We start from the raw sequence: 17,239 nt of genomic DNA, 5'->3' as shown, positions 1-17,239 counted from the left end.
CCATGTCAGTGCCCAGCCGCCCACCGGCCACCGCGCTCGACAACCCGCTGCACGCCCTGCTCGACCGGGAAGTGCTCGCGAACCCCTACCCGTTGTTCGAGCGGTGGCGAGAACAAGGTCCGATGTGGACGTCGGACGGTTCCCTGCTGCTGAGCGACCACGCCACCTGCATGGCGGTGCTCAAGAGCCACACGACCATGGGCAGTGACACGTTCAACGCGCCGGGGATGCGGGAACTCTTCGGCGACCGCGGCGACGAGCCGGTGCTCAACTCGATCTTCTTCATGGACGATCCCGGACACGGGCGGCAGCGGAACCTGGTCAGCAAGGCATTCACACCACGGATCACCGCGCGCTTCGAGCCGTGGATCCGCGGGATCGTGGACGAACTGCTCCGCGACTGCCTGGCCGGCGGCGAGTTCGACGGCGTGCAGGACCTGGCCGCGGTGCTCTCGCTGCGGGTCATCGCGACTCTCCTGGGCATCCCGGCCGAGGACATCCCGATGCTGCGGGAGTGGTCCAGCGACATGGCGCTGTCCACGGAGCTGCCCACGCTGGTGGCCAGCTTCCACTCCACCGAGATGTTCGACCGCGAGGAACTCGTCCGCATCATCCGCACCACCACCGAACTGCACGGCTACTTCGCGGACCTCATCCACAAGCGCCGCCGCAACCCCGGCGAGGACCTCGTCTCCAGCCTGCTCTCCACGCAGGAGAACGGGCGCGGGCTGAGCCGGCGTGAGGTGACGAACGTCGTGGTGACCGTGTTCACCGCGGCCCACGAGTCCACCACGAACCTGATCACCAACGGCTTGCTCGCGATGTCGCGCCACCCGGAGCAGTTCCAGCTGCTCCGGCAGGACCCGGCGATCGTCGGCGACGTGGTCGGCGAGGCGCTGCGCTACGACTGCCCGATCATGCTGACCGGCCGTGTCGCGCTGCGGTCCGACCGGATCAACGGCCTCGACATCCCCGAGGGCTCGGTGGTCACCCTGGTCCTCGCGTCCGGCAACCGGGACGAGCGGGCGCACCCGAGTGCGGGTCGGTTCATCGCGGACCGGAAACCGGCCGCGATGAACCTCGCCTTCGGCGCCGGCGCGCACTACTGCCTCGGCAGCAGCCTGGCCCGGCTGGAGGCGGAGATCGTGTTCGGTGAGCTGGCTCGCCGGCTGCGCGGCTTCCACGTGCACGAGGACTCACTGAGCTATCGCAGGCACGTGGTCGTCCGCGGCCTCGACACCGAACGCATCACCTTCCAACTCTGACCGGCCATCTGTCGCAGGGAGTCGTTCATGCCCGATGAAGTCAGCACGCTCCGGCAATATCTGAAAAGGGTCACCACCGATCTGTTACGCACCCGGGAGCAGTTGCGTGACGCGACCGAGCGGTCCACCGAGCCGATCGCGGTGGTCGGCATGTCGTGCCGGCTGCCCGGCGACGTGGCCTCGCCCGCCCAGCTGTGGGACCTGGTGGCCGGGGGCACGGACGCCATCTCGGCTTTCCCCGGGGACCGGCACTGGCCGATCGAGGAGCTCTACGACGCCGATCCGGAGTCCCAGCAGGCGCGGCGGTCCTACGTGCGCGAGGGAGGCTTCCTCAGCGGTGCGGGCGATTTCGACCCCGCGTTCTTCGGGATCTCCCCGCGCGAGGCGCTGGTGATGGACCCGCAGCAGCGGTTGGTGCTGGAGCTGGCCTGGGAGGCACTGGAGTCCGCGGGCATCCTGCCGGACTCGCTGGTGGGCGAGCGGGCCGGGGTTTTCGTCGGCGCGTCCAGCAACGACTACGAGATGCTCTGGCAAGGCACCGACCAGTTCTCCCAGTACGGCATCACCGGCAACACCATGAGCGTGATCTCGGGCCGGATCAGCTACGCCCTGGGCTTCCACGGCCCGGCCCTCACCGTGGACACCGCCTGCTCGTCCTCCCTGGTCGCCACCCACCTCGCCATGCGGGCCCTGCGCGCCGGCGAGTGCCCGATCGCGCTGGCGGGCGGTGTGACGGTGCTGAGCACTCCGGAGACGTTCGTCGAGTTCTGCGGCCAGGGCGTCACCTCCCGGGACGCCCGGATCAAGGCGTTCGCGGCCGCGGCGAACGGCTCGATCTGGGCCGAGGGGGCGGGCCTCCTGGTACTGGAGCGGCTGTCCGACGCGCGGCGGCACGGCCATCAGGTGCTCGCGGTGCTGCGCGGCTCGGCGGTCAACTCCGACGGCACCAGCAACGGGCTCTCCGCACCCAACGGCACCGCCCAGCAGGAGGTGATCCGTACCGCGCTCGCCGACGCCGGACTGTCCACCCAGGACATCGACGTGGTCGAGGCGCACGGCACCGGCACGCCGCTCGGCGACCCGGTGGAGGGCACCGCGCTGGTGGCGACCTACGGCCGGAACCGGCCGCCCGGTCGGCCGTTGCTGCTGGGCTCGCTGAAGTCCAACATCGGGCATACGCAGGCCGCGGCCGGCGTGGCCGGCATCATCAAGATGATCATGGCGATGCGGCACGGTCTCGCGCCGAGGACCCTGCACGTGGACAGCCCCACCCCGAAGGTGGACTGGGGAGTGAACGGGGTCAGCGTGCTCGCGGACGCCATGCCCTGGCCGGAGACCGGTCGAGCGCGCCGCGCCGCCGTCTCCTCCTTCGGGATCAGCGGCACCAACGCCCATGTCGTGCTGGAACAGCACGTCGAGCCGGAGGCGCCGGAGCCCGGCGCGCCGTCCGCCGGTCTGGTGTGGACGGTGTCGGGCCGGACCGAGGACGCGCTGCGCGCCCAGGCGACCCGGCTGCTGGCCTTCGCCGAGTCCGGCGACGCTCCCTCCGCCGAGGGGCTGGCGCACGCATTGGCCACCCGCCGCACCCACTTCCGCCACCGGCTGGCAGTGCCCGGCCGGGACATAGCCGAACTCACCTCCGCGCTGCGCGGCCACCTCGACACCGGCCTGGCCCCCGAGGTGGCGGTGGGTGCCGCGGCCGGCGGCGGGCTGTGCATGCTGTTCACCGGCCAGGGCGCGCAGCGCCCCGGCATGGGGCGGCAGCTCGCCGCCTCCTTCCCGGTGTTCGCCGAGGCGTTCGACGAGGTGTGCGAGCTGTTCGACCGAGAGCTGGAGTGTCCGCTCCGGACCGTTCTTGAGGGTGAACCGGACCTGCTCGACCGCACCGACTACGCCCAGGCCGCCCTGTTCGCGGTGGAGGTCGCGCTGTTCCGGCTGATGCGCTCCTGGGGTGTGCGCCCGGACCTGCTGCTGGGACACTCGATCGGGGAGATCAGCGCGGCGCACGTGGCCGGGGTGTGGTCGCTGCCGGACGCGGTCCGGCTGGTGGCCGCCAGAGGCCGCCTGATGGCCGCGCTGCCCGAGGGCGGCGCGATGCTGTCCGTGCAGGGCACCGAGCAGGACCTGGCCCCCTGGCTGGCGGGGCGCGCGCGGCGGGTGTCCGTCGCGGCGGTGAACGCCTCGGACACGGTGGTCGTCTCCGGTGCGGACGAGGACATCACGGAACTGGAGGCCGACTGGGCGGGCCGGGGACGGCGGACCCGGCGGCTGCGGGTCAGCCACGCGTTCCACTCGCCGCTGATGGAGCCGATGCTCGCCGAGTTCGGCACGGTTGTGGCCGGGCTGACGACGCACGATCCGGAGATCCCGGTGATCTCCAACCTCACCGGCCAGATGGCCACGGCGGAGCAGCTGCGTTCACCGGAGTACTGGACCGCGCACGTCCGGCAGGCGGTGCGGTTCCACGACGGGCTGCGCACCGCACGCGAGGCCGGTGCACGCGTCCTGCTCGAACTGGGACCGGGCGCGGTGCTCTCCGCGCTGGCCGGGCGGGACGCCGGGCCGGACGAGGCGAGGGTGCCCACCCTGCGCGGGGCCGATCGTGACGAGACCAAGGACGTGCTTCTCGCCCTCGGCGCGCTGCACACACAAGGCGTGGAGGTGGACTGGCCCACCGTGCTGCCCGCCGCGCCCGCCAGAACGGCGGACCTGCCCTGCTACGCGTTCCAGCACGAGAGGTACTGGCTGGTACCGGACGGCAACGGGCTGAACCTGCGTTCCACCGGCCTGCTCCCGGTGGGCCACCCGCTGCTGGGCGCCATGGTGTCCACGGCCGACGGCGACGGCGTGCTGCTCACCGGCCGGCTGTCCCTCCAGTCGCACTCCTGGCTGGGGGGCCACCGGGTGCGCGGCGTCCCCTTGCTGGCCGGCACCGGCTTCGTGGAACTGGCGCTGGCCGCGGGCGAGCACGTCGGCTGCGACCTGCTCGAACAGCTGACCGTCGAGGCACCGCTGGCCCTGCCGGAGCACGGCGGGGTGTCGGTGCAGGTGGTGGTGGGCAACACCGAGGAGACAGGCCGCCGCCCGGTGCGGGTGTACTCCCGCCCGGAGGGCGTGGGCAGGGCCGAGCCGGGCCCCTGGCGGTCACACGCCTTCGGCTACCTGGGTATCCGCACCGCCACGCCGGACACGACCCTCGCGCACTGGCCGCCGCGGGACGCGCGGGAGATCCCGGTCGCGGACGTCTACGACGAGGTGGTGGAGGGCAGGCACTTCCGCTACGAGGGCGCGTTCCGAGGTCTGCGGACCCTTTGGCGACGCGACCACCCCGACGGGAGCTCGGAGATGTTCGCCGAGGTCGCCCTGCCCACCGAAGCGGCGGGGGACGCGAAGCGCTACAGCCTGCATCCGGCGCTGCTGGACGCGGCACTGCACGCGGTCGGTCTCGGCCCGCAGCTGGACGGGATCGACGAGGGCAGCGGCTCGATGCCGTTCTCGTGGTCGGGGCTGTCGCTGTTCCGGGCCGGAGCCTCGATGGTGCGGGTGCACGTCACCGGCGGGAACGGTGACGTGGTGATCACGCTGGCGGACGAGACCGGTGCCACCGTGGCCACGGTGGACTCCCTGGTGTTCCGGCCGTTGCCCGCCGATGAGTCCTACCTGCTGGGACCGGCCGAGGACGGCGCGGAACTGCTCGCACAGGACTGGGCGCCCGTGCGCCGGCCCTCCACGGTGGACGATTCCGGTGAGTGGCACGATCCCGGGACCGGTGGGCTCGACCTCGCGTCGCTGGCGGACGCGGAGGACCCGGTGCCGCCGGTGGTGGTGCTCCGCCCGGCCCGTCCCACGGGGGACGACGTCACCGCACGGGTCCGCGCCGCGCTCACCGAGCTGACCGGGTACCTGCGGGTGTGGCTCACCGACCAGCGGTTCGCCGGTTCACTGCTGGTGGTCCGCACCGAGCGCGCGCTCGGCGTGCGCGCGGGCGACGAACCCGACCTGGCACTGTCCGCGGCCTACGGGCTGGCCCGCTCGGCACAGAACGAGTACCCGGGCCGCCTCCTGCTGGTCGACGTCGACGAGCCGGCCGACACCGCGTTGCGCGACGCGGTCGCCGTCGCGTCCGCGGCCCGTGAGCCCCAGGTGGCGCTGCGCGCGGGCGAGCTGCTGGTGCCCCGGCTGCACCGCGACGGCGGTCCGGCGGAGAGCGACGGCGGCTCGGCCGCCCGCACGCCCGACCCCGACGGCACCGTGCTGATCACCGGCGGGCTCGGGTCGCTGGGCCGCACGCTGGCCCGGCACCTGGCGCGCCGGGGCGCCCGCAGGCTGCTGCTCCTCTCGCGCCGTGGCGCGGAGAGCCCCGGCGCCGCGGAACTGGTCGCCGAACTCGGTGAGCTCGGCGCGCACGCCGAGGTGGCGCGCGGCGACGTCGCCCGGCGGGACGACGTGGCCCGGGTGCTGGCCGAGGTGCCCGCGGCACACCCGCTCACCGCCGTGGTCCATGCGGCCGGTGTGCTGGACGACGGCCTGGTGGAGTCGCTGACCGATGAGCAAGTAGAGAACGTGCTGGCGCCGAAGGTCGACGGAGCCTGGCACCTGCATGAGCTGACCCGGGAACTCGACCTGGCCGGGTTCACGTGTTTCTCCTCCGCCGCCGGCGTGTTCGGCACCGCGGGCCAGGGGGCTTACGCCGCGGCGAACGCCTTCCTGGACGCGCTCATGGACCAGCGGGCCGCCGCCGGGCTCCCGGCCCGCTCGCTGGGCTGGGGCCTGTGGGCGCCGGACAGCGGGACCGGCACGACCGACGGGATGGGCGGCGGACTGGCCGCCGCGGACCGGGCCCGCATGGACCGCACCGGGATCCGCGCACTGAGCGTCGCGCAGGGCCTGGCCCTCTGGGACACCGCGACCGGCTCGGACAGGGTCCACCTGGTGCCCATCGGGCTGGACCTGGTCACCGTGGCCGGTCTGGGGGAGGAGGGCATTCCGCCGCTGCTGCGCGATCTGGTCCGCCCGGCCCGCCGCCGGCGCTCCGCGCGGTCCGCCGCGCCCGCCGAGTCCCCGGCGGACCTGGCCCGCAGGCTGGGCGGGCTGAGCCCCACCGAACGGGACCGGCAGCTCCTCAACCTGGTGCTCGGGCAGATCGCGGCGGTGCTCGGCTATCCGTCCGCGGACGGGGTGCCCGCGGACGGTCCGTTCGGAGACCTCGGATTCGACTCACTGAGCTCGGTCGAGCTGCGCAACCGGCTCAACACCGCCACGGGTCTGAACCTGCCCGCCACCTTGGTGTTCGACCACCCCACTCCGGCCATCCTCGCGGCGCACCTCGGTACGGAGGTCGCGCCGGACGCCGCCGGCCCGGACGAACCGGCGGACGGCCCCGCCGAGCGCGACCCGGATCAGCTCTCCGGACTCGCGCGGGCGGTCGAGGAGGCGCTGGCCGGCGAGAACGCGCAGCGCGACGCGCTGCGCGGACGGCTGCGGGCGGCACTGCGCGCGCTGGACGGCGAGCCGGGGCCCGGGGTGGACGAGCTGAGCTCGGCCTCCGTGGACCAGCTCTACGCCTTCGTGGACCGGGAGCTCGGCGATGCGTGAGCCAGCAGCCGGGACCGCCCGGCCGACCGGAGAGGAATCGAAAACTGTGGGCGAGGATCCGAAGCTCGTCAAGTACTTCCAGCGGGTCACCGCGGAACTCCAGCGCACCCGGGAGCGGTTGCGGGAGCTGGAGAACCCCGTCGACGACCCGGTGGCAGTGGTCGGCATGGGTTGCCGGTTCGGCGGTGGGGTCGGTTCGCCGGAGGAGCTGTGGGAACTGCTCGCCGCGGAGCGGGACGTGATCACCGGGTTCCCGGCCGACCGCGGCTGGACCGAAGACCAGATCTACCACCCGGAACCGGGCACACCGGGCCGCTCCTACGTCCGGCACGGTGCCTTCCTCGACGACGCGGCCGACTTCGATTCCGAGTTCTTCGGCATTTCGCCGCGCGAGGCGCTCAGCATGGACCCGCAGCAGCGGATCGCGCTGGAGGTCACCTGGCAGGCGCTGGAGTCCGCCGGCATCGATCCGGCCGGGCTGCGCGGCAGCCGCACCGGCGTGTTCCTCGGACTGTCCAACGCGGACTACGCCACGGCGGTCCGCGAGATGCCCGAGGACATGCTGGGCCAGCTCTCCATCGGCAACGCGGGCAGCGTGACCTCCGGCCGGCTGGCCTATGTGTTCGGCCTGCAAGGGCCCGTGCTCACGGTGGACACCGCCTGTTCCTCGTCCCTGGTCGGGATCCACCTGGCGGTGCGGTCGCTGCGCGCGGGCGAGTGCACCCTGGCGCTCGCGGGCGGGGTGACCATCCTGTCCAGCCCGCTGCTGTTCATCGACTACGCCCGGCAACGCGCCCTGGCGCCGGACGGACGGTGCAAGCCCTTCTCCTCGGCCGCCGACGGCACCGCGTGGGGCGAGGGCGCCGGGATGCTGGTGCTGGAGAAGCTTTCCGACGCACGTCGCAACCACCACCCGGTGCTCGCGCTGCTGCGCGGATCGGCGATCAACTCCGACGGCACCTCCTCCGGGCTGACCGCCCCGAACGGAACCGCGCAGCAGCAGGTGATCGCCGACGCGCTCGCTTCGGCCGGCCTGTCGCCCGCGGACGTCGACGCGGTGGAGGCACACGGCACGGGCACCGCGCTCGGCGACCCGATCGAGGCACAGGCGCTGCTGGCCGGGTACGGCCGCCACCGCGGCGACCGGCCGCCGCTGCTGGTCGGCGCGGTGAAGTCGAACCTCGCCCACACCCAGGCCGCGGCCGGAGTCGCCGGCGTGGTGAAGATGGTGCTGGCCATGCGGCACAGCACACTGCCCAAAACCCTGCACATCGGCACGGCGACCCCCCGGGTCGACTGGGCGCAGGGCGGGGTCGAACTGCTCACCAGCGCGGTCCCGTGGCCGCGCGACGGGCGTCCCCGGCGGGCGGGCGTGTCCGCGTTCGGAGTCGGCGGCACCAACGCGCACGTGATCCTGGAGGACCCGGGGCCCGACCCGGACATCGAGCCCGGCGACCGTGCCGTCCCGCCCCTGCTGGCCTGGACCCTGTCGGGCAGGACCGAACAGGCGCTGTCCGCACAGGCGGCCGCGCTGCACGAGTACCTCGACCGGGCGCGCCCGGACCTGCTGGACCTGTCGTGGTCGCTGGCCACCGCCCGGGCGCACCTGCCGCACCGCGCGGTGGTGTTCGGCTCCCGCCCGGCCGATCTCGCCGCGGGCCTGACCGCGCTGAGCACGGGCCGGAACGACACCGGGAGCGCCGCGGTGGTGGTCTCCGGCACCGCCGTGCGGGACGGCAGCACCGCGTTCCTGTACCCGCACGAGTGCACCCCGGCCGTGGTGCGCGCGCTGGCCACCCAGTACGCCGAGGCCGAGCCGTTCGCCGAGCACCTCTCCGCATGTGCGGCGGCGCTGGCCGGGCAGGTCGGCTGGTCCCTGACGGATGTGCTTCGCGGTGACCCGGACGCGCCACCACTGGACCGGCCGGACGTGTCGGCCCCGGCCACGCTGGCCGTGCTGACCGGCGTGACACGAGTGTGGTGCGCGTCCGGGGTGCGCCCGGCGGCGCTGGCGGGACACGGATCCGGCCGGCTGGCCGCGTCCTGGGCGGTCGGGTGGCTGTCCCTGTCCTCGGCGCTGCGGATCGCGGCCGGGCGTCCCGCGGGCGCCGAACCCGACGTCGTGGACGTCCCGCCCCCCGCGCCCGGTGTGCCGGTGCTCTGCGGGGACACCGGCCGTTGGCTGCGGGAACGTCCGGCCGAGGACGACTACCGCACGGTGCCGGCCGCCGACCCCGGCTCGGCCGCCCGCGAGCTGCGGGCCGACGGTCATCGACTGCTGCTCGTGTTCGGTGGGGACACCGCGGGCACGGCCGCCGCGCTGTCCGACGGTCCCGCCGTACTGGCCGTGCCGGAGGAGACGGAGAGCGCGGTGACCGGTTCCGCGGCGATCGTGCGCGCGCTGGGCCGCGCGTACGTGCTGGGGGCGGCGGTGGACTGGCGTGCCGTCCTGGCCGGCACCGGTGCGCGGCGTATCCCGTTGCCCGGCTACGCCTTCCAGCGCAACCGGTACTGGATCGAGCGCGAGTGGACCATGCCGGTGCTGGTCTCCGACGACCCCGGGACGCGCGAGCCCGATCCGCGCTCGCCCGCCGCTCTGCTCTGGGCACTGCACGAGCGGGAGCGCACGCGCCAGGTCGAGACGCTGGTGCGTGAGTGCCTGGGCCGGGCGCTGGGCAACGGACCGGACGACCAGGTCGACGCCGAGGACACGTTCCGCGATCTCGGGATGGACTCGCTGGGCGCGGAGGATCTGCGCGACAGACTCACCACCGATGCCGGTGTGGAGATCGAACTCTCCGACGTGCTGAACTACCCCACGGTGGTCGATCTCACCGAGCGTGTACTGGAAAAACTGGCCGCCCGCGCCGAGGAGGGCACGCTCGACGAGATCGCGGGGACCGCCCGGTCCCGGAACGAGGTCCCGGAATCCGGCACCGGACCGGTGGACCCGGCGCCCGGGAACGCCGACGAAAGCGACGGCAGCCTGGCCTCGTTCTACATCCGGGCGATCCGCACCGGCCGGATCAACGTCGCCCTCCGCCTGGCCCGCGCGGCCTCCGAGACCCGCGACACGTTCGACCAGGACGACCCGCGCGATCTCGCCGAACTGCGCAAGGTGGGCGCGGGCACGGGCGGCCCCACGATCGTCGGCCTCACCCCGCCGATCTTCCCCAACCTGGACCTGCCCTACTCCTACCTGCACGCCGGGCTGGACCCCGCGTCCGACGTGTGGTCGCTGTGGTCGCCCGGATTCGCGGGCGAGGCTCCGCTGCCCGCCGACCGTGCCGCCCTGATGAGGATGCTGGCGAAACCGCTGCGCCGTGAGCTGGCAGACACCCCGTTGATCATCGCGGGGTACTCCTCGGGCGGCTGGCCGGCGCACGACCTGGCCACCCACCTGGAACAGACCGGCGTCCCCGTCACCGCGCTGCTCCTGCTGGACTCGTACCTGCCGGAGGAGGAGATGGAACAGACCGAGACCCGCAGCGAGTTCATGCGTGAGCAGATCCGGCGACGTGACCTCATGGGCATGTCGCTCGACCGTCCGGACCGGACAGTGACCACCAGCGGTCAGATCGCGGCGATGGGCGGCTACAGCAGGATCTACAGCGGCTGGCGGCCCGGCCCGCTGAAGGCGCCGATCCTGCACCTGCTCGCCAGCGAGGTCGTCGCGGGCGTGCCCACCAGTTCGGAGGACCACCCGTTCCCGGCCGAACTGGCGCACCGCGTGCGCAGGCTGCCCGGCGATCACTTCACCATCCTGTCCCAGCACGCCGACCTGATCTCAGCGAACCTGCACGACTGGCTGACGGAGGTACAACCCCTATGACGACCGTTCCCGATCTTCCCGACGCCACAGAGGCGCTGGAGCACTTCCCCTTCGACGACGGCCGCGGCATCGAGGTCAACGAGCGGTTCCGGGAGCTGCGGCAACGCGAGGGGCTGCTCCGGGTGCGGCTCGCCTACGGTGAACCCACCTGGCTGGTCAGCCGCTACGCGGACGCCCGGCTGGTGCTGGGCGATGCGCGGTTCAGCCGCGCGATGTCGGTCGGCCGGGACTTCCCGCGCCAGGAGGAGGCGACGGAGCTGGCCGGGCTGATCACCATGGACGCCCCCGAACACACCCGGCTGCGCACGCTGTTGCTCAAAGCCCTCAGCAGATCCCGTATCGATGCGCAGCGCCCGACGGTGCACGCGGCGGCGGACGATCTGCTGTCGTCGGCGATGAAGGCCGGCCCGGGCATGGACATCGTGGTGGACTACGCGCAGCGGATGAGCGTGCTGTCCATCTGTGACCTGCTCGGCGTGCCGGTCTCGGACCGGGAGGTGTTCGAGTCGACCAGTGCGGCACTGATGCCCGGCAGCACCGTCGGCGCCGAGGACATGATGCGGCGGTTCGGTGCCTTGCGCGCCTGCACCGAGCGGCTCATCGCCGAGCGTCGGACGCGCCCCCGCGACGACCTGATGTCGGCGATGATCCAGGCCCGGGACGAGGAGGACCGGCTCACCGACAACGAGCTGATCGACCTGGTCGTCAGCATGCTGCTGGCCAGGTTCGAGGCGATCATCACCCAGATTCCGAACTGCGTCTACGTTCTCACGCGGGGCGACCGTGCGCTCTGGAACCGGCTGCGTGCGAATCCGGACGAGCTGCCGGCGGCCGTCGAGGAACTGCTGCGCAACAACGCCTCCGCCGGTGCCGGCCTGTTCGTCCGCTATGCGCGGGAGGACGTCAACGTCGGCGGCACGCTGGTGCGCGCGGGCGAAGCCCTCACCGTCGCCGTCGAGTCGGCCAACCACGACCCGGCCCGCTTCGAGGACCCCGACGCGATCGACTTCACCCGGCCACCCGGTGGACACCTCACCTTCGGTTACGGCGCGCACTACTGCGTCGGCGCCCAGCTCGGGCGCATCGACCTTCAGGAAGGGCTGCGGGTGCTGCTCACCAGGGCCCCGGAGCTGACCGTCCGCGACATCACGTGGAGAGAACGGCCGCACATCCGGGGGCCGGAGGCGATGCGGGTGACCTGGCAGGGTGGCCCGGAATAACCGCCACCGCCACCGCCGCCGGGGGCCAACCGGCTTCCGGCGGGTAGTGGCAGGTCGGCTGGATCAGGCGCGCCCCCGGATGGGAGCGGCGCGGATCGGCTACCCGTATGAATGCCACTCCTCAAACATCAAGTCATCCTTTCGTGTGACATTTCGTCAACAGTCTATCGAGATGCATCCGGAAGCGTGGATTCTCCTCCGTGAAGGCGCCGCTCTCGGGGAGGTGACTCTCCCCAACGGCAACGCGGCGCCACCGCGGGGGAAGGAGACCCCATGTTCCCGCTCAAACGCCTGGCGCAACTCGGGGTGACAGCGACTGCGGCAACAGCCCTCATCATCGGACTTTCCGCCAACGCTGAAGCGGCAAACGGAACTTTGACCCTCAGGTACCCCAACGGCAACACCATTGACGTCACCAACCGGGCAAACTTCATCTGCTTCGGCATCCAGGGTGCGGTGGGGGCCGTCAACAGGACCGACGCGAACGCCTTCTTCTACGCGGATGGGGTCTGCTCCGGCCCGGCGACCCTGGTCGTCCCGCCCAACGGCAGCTCCAGCTTCTCGCCCCAGAACGGACTGGTCTTCCGCCCCGTAGCCGACACCTCCGGACAAGCCCGGCCCCACGCCTGAGCTCCACTCCAAGCGTTCACCTGAGCCCCCGGCCGAAGAAGGTCAGGGGCTCCTCCACCGGCTGCCAGGACCCTGGGGGCAAAGACCGGCGCCGGACACCGGCGGCCCGCCCGGATCGTGCGGGGCGGGCCGCCGGTGTCCGGCGGAGACCGCGTTACGTTACAGCGCGCGTTCCAGGCGGGCCGCCATCAGCTTGACGAAGCGGGCCGGTTCCTTCGGCTGGCCGCCCTCGGCGAGTACGGCCAGGCCGTGCAGGAGCTCGGCGGTGTCGGCGAGCTCCGTACGGTCCTCGCGCTCCTTGTACGCCCGGTTGAGGCCCTTCACCAGCTGGTGGTCCGGGTTGAGCTCCAGGATCCGCTTGGCACGGGGCACCTCCTGGCCCATGGCGCGGTACATGTTCTCCATGGCCGGGGTCAGGTCGTGCGCGTCGGAGACGACGCAGGCGGGGGAGACGGTGAGGCGGGAGGAGAGGCGTACCTCCTTGATGTCCTCACCCAGCCGCTCCTTCATCCAGCCGAGCAGCCCGGCGTACTCCTCGGTCCGCTTCTCCCGATCGGCGTCGGGGGTCTCCTCGTCCTTGGCGTCGAGGTCGATCTGCCCCTTGGCCACGGACCGCAGCTTCTTGCCCTCGTACTCGCCGACGGCGTCGGCCCACACCTCGTCGACCGCGTCGGTGAGCAGCAGCACCTCGATGCCCCGGTCACGGAACGCCTCCATGTGCGGGGAGTTCTCGATGCTCTGCCGGGACTCGCCGGTCAGGTAGTAGATGTCTTCCTGGCCGTCCTTCATCCGCTCCACGTACTGCTTGAGCGTGGTCGGCTCGGTGTCGTGGTGCGTGCTCGCGAACGACGCGACAGCGAGGACGGCGTCGCGGTTCTCCGGGTCGGTGACCAGTCCCTCCTTCAGGACGGTGCCGAACTCCCGCCAGAACGTGTCGTAGCGGTCCTGGTCCTTGGTCTTCATCTCCTTGACCGTGGACAGGACCTTCTTCGTCAGCCGGCGCCGCATCAGCTCGATGTGCCGGTCCTGCTGGAGGATCTCGCGGGACACGTTGAGCGAGAGGTCCGCCGCGTCGACGACGCCCTTGACGAAGCGGAGGTACGGCGGTAGCAGCGCCTCGCAGTCGTCCATGATGAACACGCGCTTGACGTACAGCTGCACGCCGCGCTTGACGTCCCGCGTGAACAGGTCGTGCGGAGCGTGGGCGGGGAGGAACAGCAGGGACTGGTACTCGAAGGTGCCCTCCGCCTGGAACCGGATCGTCTCCAGCGGGTCGCGCCAGTCGTGGGCGATGTGCTTGTACAGCTCGTGGTACTCGTCGTCGGACACCTCGTCGCGCGGCCGCGCCCACAGCGCCTTCATGGAGTTGAGCGTCTCGGGCTCGGGCACCTCGCCACTCCCGCCGCTCTCGTCGGCTGCGGCTATGGCTGTGGCGGAGGCCTCGGGCAGCATCCGGACGGGCCAGGTGATGAAGTCCGAGTACCGCTTGATGATCTCCCTGATCTTCCACGGGGAGGTGTAGTCGTGGAGCTGGTTCTCCGGGTCGGCCGGCTTGAGGTGGAGCGTGACCGAGGTGCCCTGCGGCGCCTCGTCGACCGTCTCCAGCGTGTACGTGCCCTCGCCGCGCGAGGACCAGCGGGTGCCCTGGCTCTCGCCGGCGCGCCGGGTCAGCAGGGTGACCTCGTCCGCCACCATGAAGCCGGAGTAGAAGCCGACGCCGAACTGGCCGATGAGCCCTTCCTCCCCGGCCGCGTCCTTGGCCTCCTTGAGCTCCTGGAGGAACTTCGCGGTGCCCGAGTTGGCGATCGTTCCGATGAGCCGTCCGACCTCGTCGTACGACATCCCGATGCCGTTGTCCCGCACGGTGAGGGTGCGGGCGTCCTTATCGACGTCGATCTCGACGTGCAGATCGGACACGTCAGCGTCGAGCGAGTCGTCCCACAGCTTCTCGAGACGCAGCTTGTCCAGCGCGTCGGAGGCGTTGGAGACGAGCTCCCGCAAGAAGACATCTTTGTTCGAGTAGACCGAGTGGATCATCAGCTGCAACAGCTGACGGGCCTCTACCTGAAACTCAAACGTCTCAGTCGACATGTTCGCGAATACCTCACAGGTCCTATCGCCAGAACTGATCGAAGCCACTGTAAAACACCACGTCAGGGACAGGGGCCGGGATACGGGAGCGGTGGCTGGATCCTGAGGCGGCGCCGGGCTGACCGGACCAACCATGAACCCGCCATGTAGGACACGGCCTTGGCCTCGGATCCCGAACTGTAGAGGAGACACCACCGGTCACGAACGGGGACGTGCATCTGGGCCGTAGGGCGTGCGGAGTTCGCCGGCCGTGTGAGACATCCCTCTCCCGTCGTCGTGGCGCTGGCGGCCTGGGAAGGTCGACCATGTAGTCATGACCTCTTCGTCCCACCCGCCGCGGGCCGGTAGCCGACCGGATCCGACAGTCGGGACCACCGCGCTCGGTGGAGAGTCCGCTCCCGCCCGCGGATACCTGCTGGACAACGCGCGCGCCGAGGCGGGCGAACGATTCGTCTGGCTGGCCGAGCTGTTCGACGGGGTGACGCGCGGGCACTTCGATCGACTGGGGGTCGGGTCCGGCTCGCGCTGCTGGGAAGTGGGGGCCGGTGGCCCCGGCATCCCGGAGGCGCTCGCGGCGGCCGTCGGTCCCACCGGGCACGTGCTGGCCACGGACATCGACCCGTCGTGGCTGAAGGCAGGCGACGGGTACGAGGCGCGCCGGCACGACGTCGCCGCCGACCCGCCCCCGGAGCCGGGGACGTTCGATCTGGTGCACGCCCGGCTCGTGCTGGTCCATGTACCCGACCGGGCCCGCGCGTTGGCCACGATGGCGGCAGCGCTGCGGCCCGGCGGCTGGCTGCTGATCGAGGACGCCGACACCGCTCTGCAACCACTGGCGTGCCTGGACGACACCGGTCCCGCGCAGCGGCGGGCCAACCGGCTGCGTGACGCGGTCCGGGAGCTGCTGGCGCGCCGCGGCGCGGACCTGCGCTACGGCCGGACACTGCCGCGGGCATTGCGTGAGGCCGGCTTGGTGGACGTCGCCGCGGCGGGCTCGTTCCCGGTCGGCGGGCCGGCCTGCGACCGGCTGGAGGCGGCGACCATCCGGCACGTGCGCGGCGAGCTGCTCGCGGCCGGCCTGGCCGACGACGCCGAGATCGACGCGCACCTGGCCGCCATCCACGCGGGCGAACTCGACCTGACACTCGCGCCGCTGATCTCGGCCTGGGGGCGCCGTCCGGCCGAGCACCCACCGGCACTCGGTTAGGCAGATCCCCTATTCCTGCACATCAGCGACAAGAGCATCCTCTTGCAGTCCCTCAGCCGTCTCCCCGATCGTGCGGTCCAGGTCGCCGAGCAGCTGCCGCAGCGCCTCCTCGTACCCGGCGGCGAAGCGTTCGACGCCGGCTTCCCGGTAGAGGTCCGGGTTGTACTGGAACTCGTACGTCATCCGGTCGTCGCGCCGGCCCACGTGGAAGGTGACGTCCGTGGTGCTGACGCTGCCGCCCAGGTCGTGGCGCATGGAGCGGGTGCCGGTCAGGTCCAGTGGGGGCGCGGGCTCGTTGTGGAAGGTGAACAGGACACGGAAGAGCCGGGGAGGCCGCGGGTACTCGTCCTTGAGCGAGGCCATCACCGCGGGGAAGGGCACGGCCTGGCAGGTGAGGGCCTCGGCCAGGTTGACCGCGGAGAGCCCGAGGAGCTCGCGCAGCTTCCCCTCGTCGGACGGCCGGGCGCGGAGGACGTACGCGTTGGCGAAGTAGCCCATGGCGTCGAAGGCGCTGGCGCGGGTGCGGTTGGCCATGGGAATGCCGAGTGTGACGTCCTGGCTGCCGGTGAGCCCGCGCAGGAGGAGACACAGCGCGGAGAGGCTGACCGCGGCGAGGGTGACGTTCTCGGCCCGGGCGAGCCGGGAGAGGGCGTCGCTCATGTCCTCGGGGAGGGCGAAGACCCGGCGCTTGCCGTTGAAGGTCTTCCGCTCGGGAGCGGGGTTGTCGTAAGGGAACGTGACGGCGTGGGAGAAGCCCGTGAGTTCCTTGCGGCAGCGGTCGAGGAGCTTGCGCGCCCGGGGGGTGCCGAGCCAGGTGTGCTGCTCGGCGGCGAACTCGGTGAACTGCAAAGGGGATTCCGGCAGGGCGGGCGGTGTGCCGGTCACGGCGGCCCGGTAGAGCTCGGACACCTCACGCCACAGCAGGCCCATGGACCAGCCGTCGAAGACGCTGTGGTGGACGACCGCCAGGACGAGGTGGTCCTCCTCTCCCACCCGGTAGAGCGTGAAGCGGGACAGGGGCGTGCCGCCGAGGGGGAACAGCTCCTCGGCGTCGGTCGCCAGGCGCTGCCGTAGGGCGTCCTCGCGGCTGGTGTCCGGGAGGCCGGCCAGTTCGTCCGTGAGGTCGACGTGGGCCAGGGGGTGCGGGCCGGGGGAGTGGAGCACCTGCCGGACGGTGCCGTCGGCGTCCCGGCGCAGTGAGGTGCGCAGGGCGTGGTGGCGGGCGGTGACGGCGGTGAAGGCCGCCGCCAGGGCCCGGGTGTCGAGGGGGCCGGTGACGCGGTGGGCCTCCGACATGTTGTAGGCCCGGCTGACCTCGGGGTCGGCCAGCATCGGCGGGTAGAGGCGTTCCTGGGCGGGAGAGGCCGGATACACCGTGCCGTCCTCGGGTGCGCGCATG

8 protein-coding genes are annotated in these 17,239 nt (G+C 72.0%); 6 read left to right on the top strand and 2 right to left on the bottom strand.

From position 1 onward, the window contains the following. Positions 1-2 precede the first annotated feature (2 nt). The 5 genes from SMD11_RS00850 (at position 3) to SMD11_RS00830 (ending at position 12,542) form a co-directional block, all read left to right on the top strand. Complete coding sequence (locus SMD11_RS00850) at positions 3-1,265, top strand: cytochrome P450 (protein WP_087924556.1); 1,263 nt, start codon at positions 3-5, stop codon at positions 1,263-1,265. Positions 1,266-1,292: 27 nt separating this feature from the next. Then, positions 1,293-6,860, top strand: a complete 5,568-nt coding sequence (locus tag SMD11_RS00845; protein ID WP_087924555.1) for a type I polyketide synthase — start codon at positions 1,293-1,295, stop codon at positions 6,858-6,860. Positions 6,861-6,906: 46 nt separating this feature from the next. Beyond that, positions 6,907-10,692, top strand: a complete 3,786-nt coding sequence (locus tag SMD11_RS00840; protein ID WP_234365826.1) for a type I polyketide synthase — start codon at positions 6,907-6,909, stop codon at positions 10,690-10,692. Then, positions 10,689-11,912 carry a cytochrome P450 gene (locus SMD11_RS00835; RefSeq protein ID WP_087924553.1) on the top strand — a complete coding sequence of 408 codons (1,224 nt, stop codon included), beginning with the start codon at positions 10,689-10,691 and terminating at the stop codon, positions 11,910-11,912. The genes SMD11_RS00840 and SMD11_RS00835 overlap by 4 nt, the downstream gene beginning before the upstream one ends. A 273-nt stretch (positions 11,913-12,185) precedes the next feature. Then, complete coding sequence (locus tag SMD11_RS00830; RefSeq protein ID WP_159395162.1) at positions 12,186-12,542, top strand: hypothetical protein; 357 nt, start codon at positions 12,186-12,188, stop codon at positions 12,540-12,542. Positions 12,543-12,701: 159 nt separating this feature from the next. On the opposite strand, the gene htpG is transcribed toward SMD11_RS00830, so the two are convergent. Next, positions 12,702-14,633, bottom strand: a complete 1,932-nt coding sequence (gene htpG / locus SMD11_RS00825) for a molecular chaperone HtpG (RefSeq protein ID WP_087924551.1) — start codon at positions 14,631-14,633, stop codon at positions 12,702-12,704. Positions 14,634-14,946: 313 nt separating this feature from the next. Here htpG and SMD11_RS00820 point away from each other — a divergent pair, with 313 nt between their 5' ends. After that, a complete protein-coding gene (locus tag SMD11_RS00820) occupies positions 14,947-15,840 on the top strand; it encodes a methyltransferase domain-containing protein (RefSeq protein WP_087924550.1) in 894 nt (297 codons plus the stop codon). Between the two features lie 9 nt (positions 15,841-15,849). Here the strand turns inward: SMD11_RS00820 and SMD11_RS00815 are convergent, their stop codons facing one another. Further along, positions 15,850-17,238: a condensation domain-containing protein gene (locus tag SMD11_RS00815; protein ID WP_087924549.1), complete on the bottom strand. Its 1,389-nt coding sequence runs from the start codon at positions 17,236-17,238 to the stop codon at positions 15,850-15,852. Between the last annotated feature and the right edge of the window lies 1 nt (position 17,239).

It is taken from the genome of Streptomyces albireticuli (assembly GCF_002192455.1).
GTDB lineage: Bacteria > Actinomycetota > Actinomycetes > Streptomycetales > Streptomycetaceae > Streptomyces > Streptomyces albireticuli_B.
This window is presented reverse-complemented; position numbering and strand designations above follow the sequence as displayed.

Bases quoted from the DNA above. Each gene is read 5' to 3' on its own strand.
- SMD11_RS00850 (WP_087924556.1), top strand. From the start codon at position 3: ATGTCAGTGCCCAGCCGCCCACCGGCCACCGCGCTCGACAACCCGCTG.
- SMD11_RS00845 (WP_087924555.1), top strand. From the start codon at position 1,293: ATGCCCGATGAAGTCAGCACGCTCCGGCAATATCTGAAAAGGGTCACC.
- SMD11_RS00835 (WP_087924553.1), top strand. From the start codon at position 10,689: ATGACGACCGTTCCCGATCTTCCCGACGCCACAGAGGCGCTGGAGCAC.
- SMD11_RS00830 (WP_159395162.1), top strand. From the start codon at position 12,186: ATGTTCCCGCTCAAACGCCTGGCGCAACTCGGGGTGACAGCGACTGCG.
- htpG (WP_087924551.1), bottom strand. From the start codon at position 14,633: ATGTCGACTGAGACGTTTGAGTTTCAGGTAGAGGCCCGTCAGCTGTTG.
- SMD11_RS00820 (WP_087924550.1), top strand. From the start codon at position 14,947: ATGACCTCTTCGTCCCACCCGCCGCGGGCCGGTAGCCGACCGGATCCG.
- SMD11_RS00815 (WP_087924549.1), bottom strand. From the start codon at position 17,238: ATGCGCGCACCCGAGGACGGCACGGTGTATCCGGCCTCTCCCGCCCAG.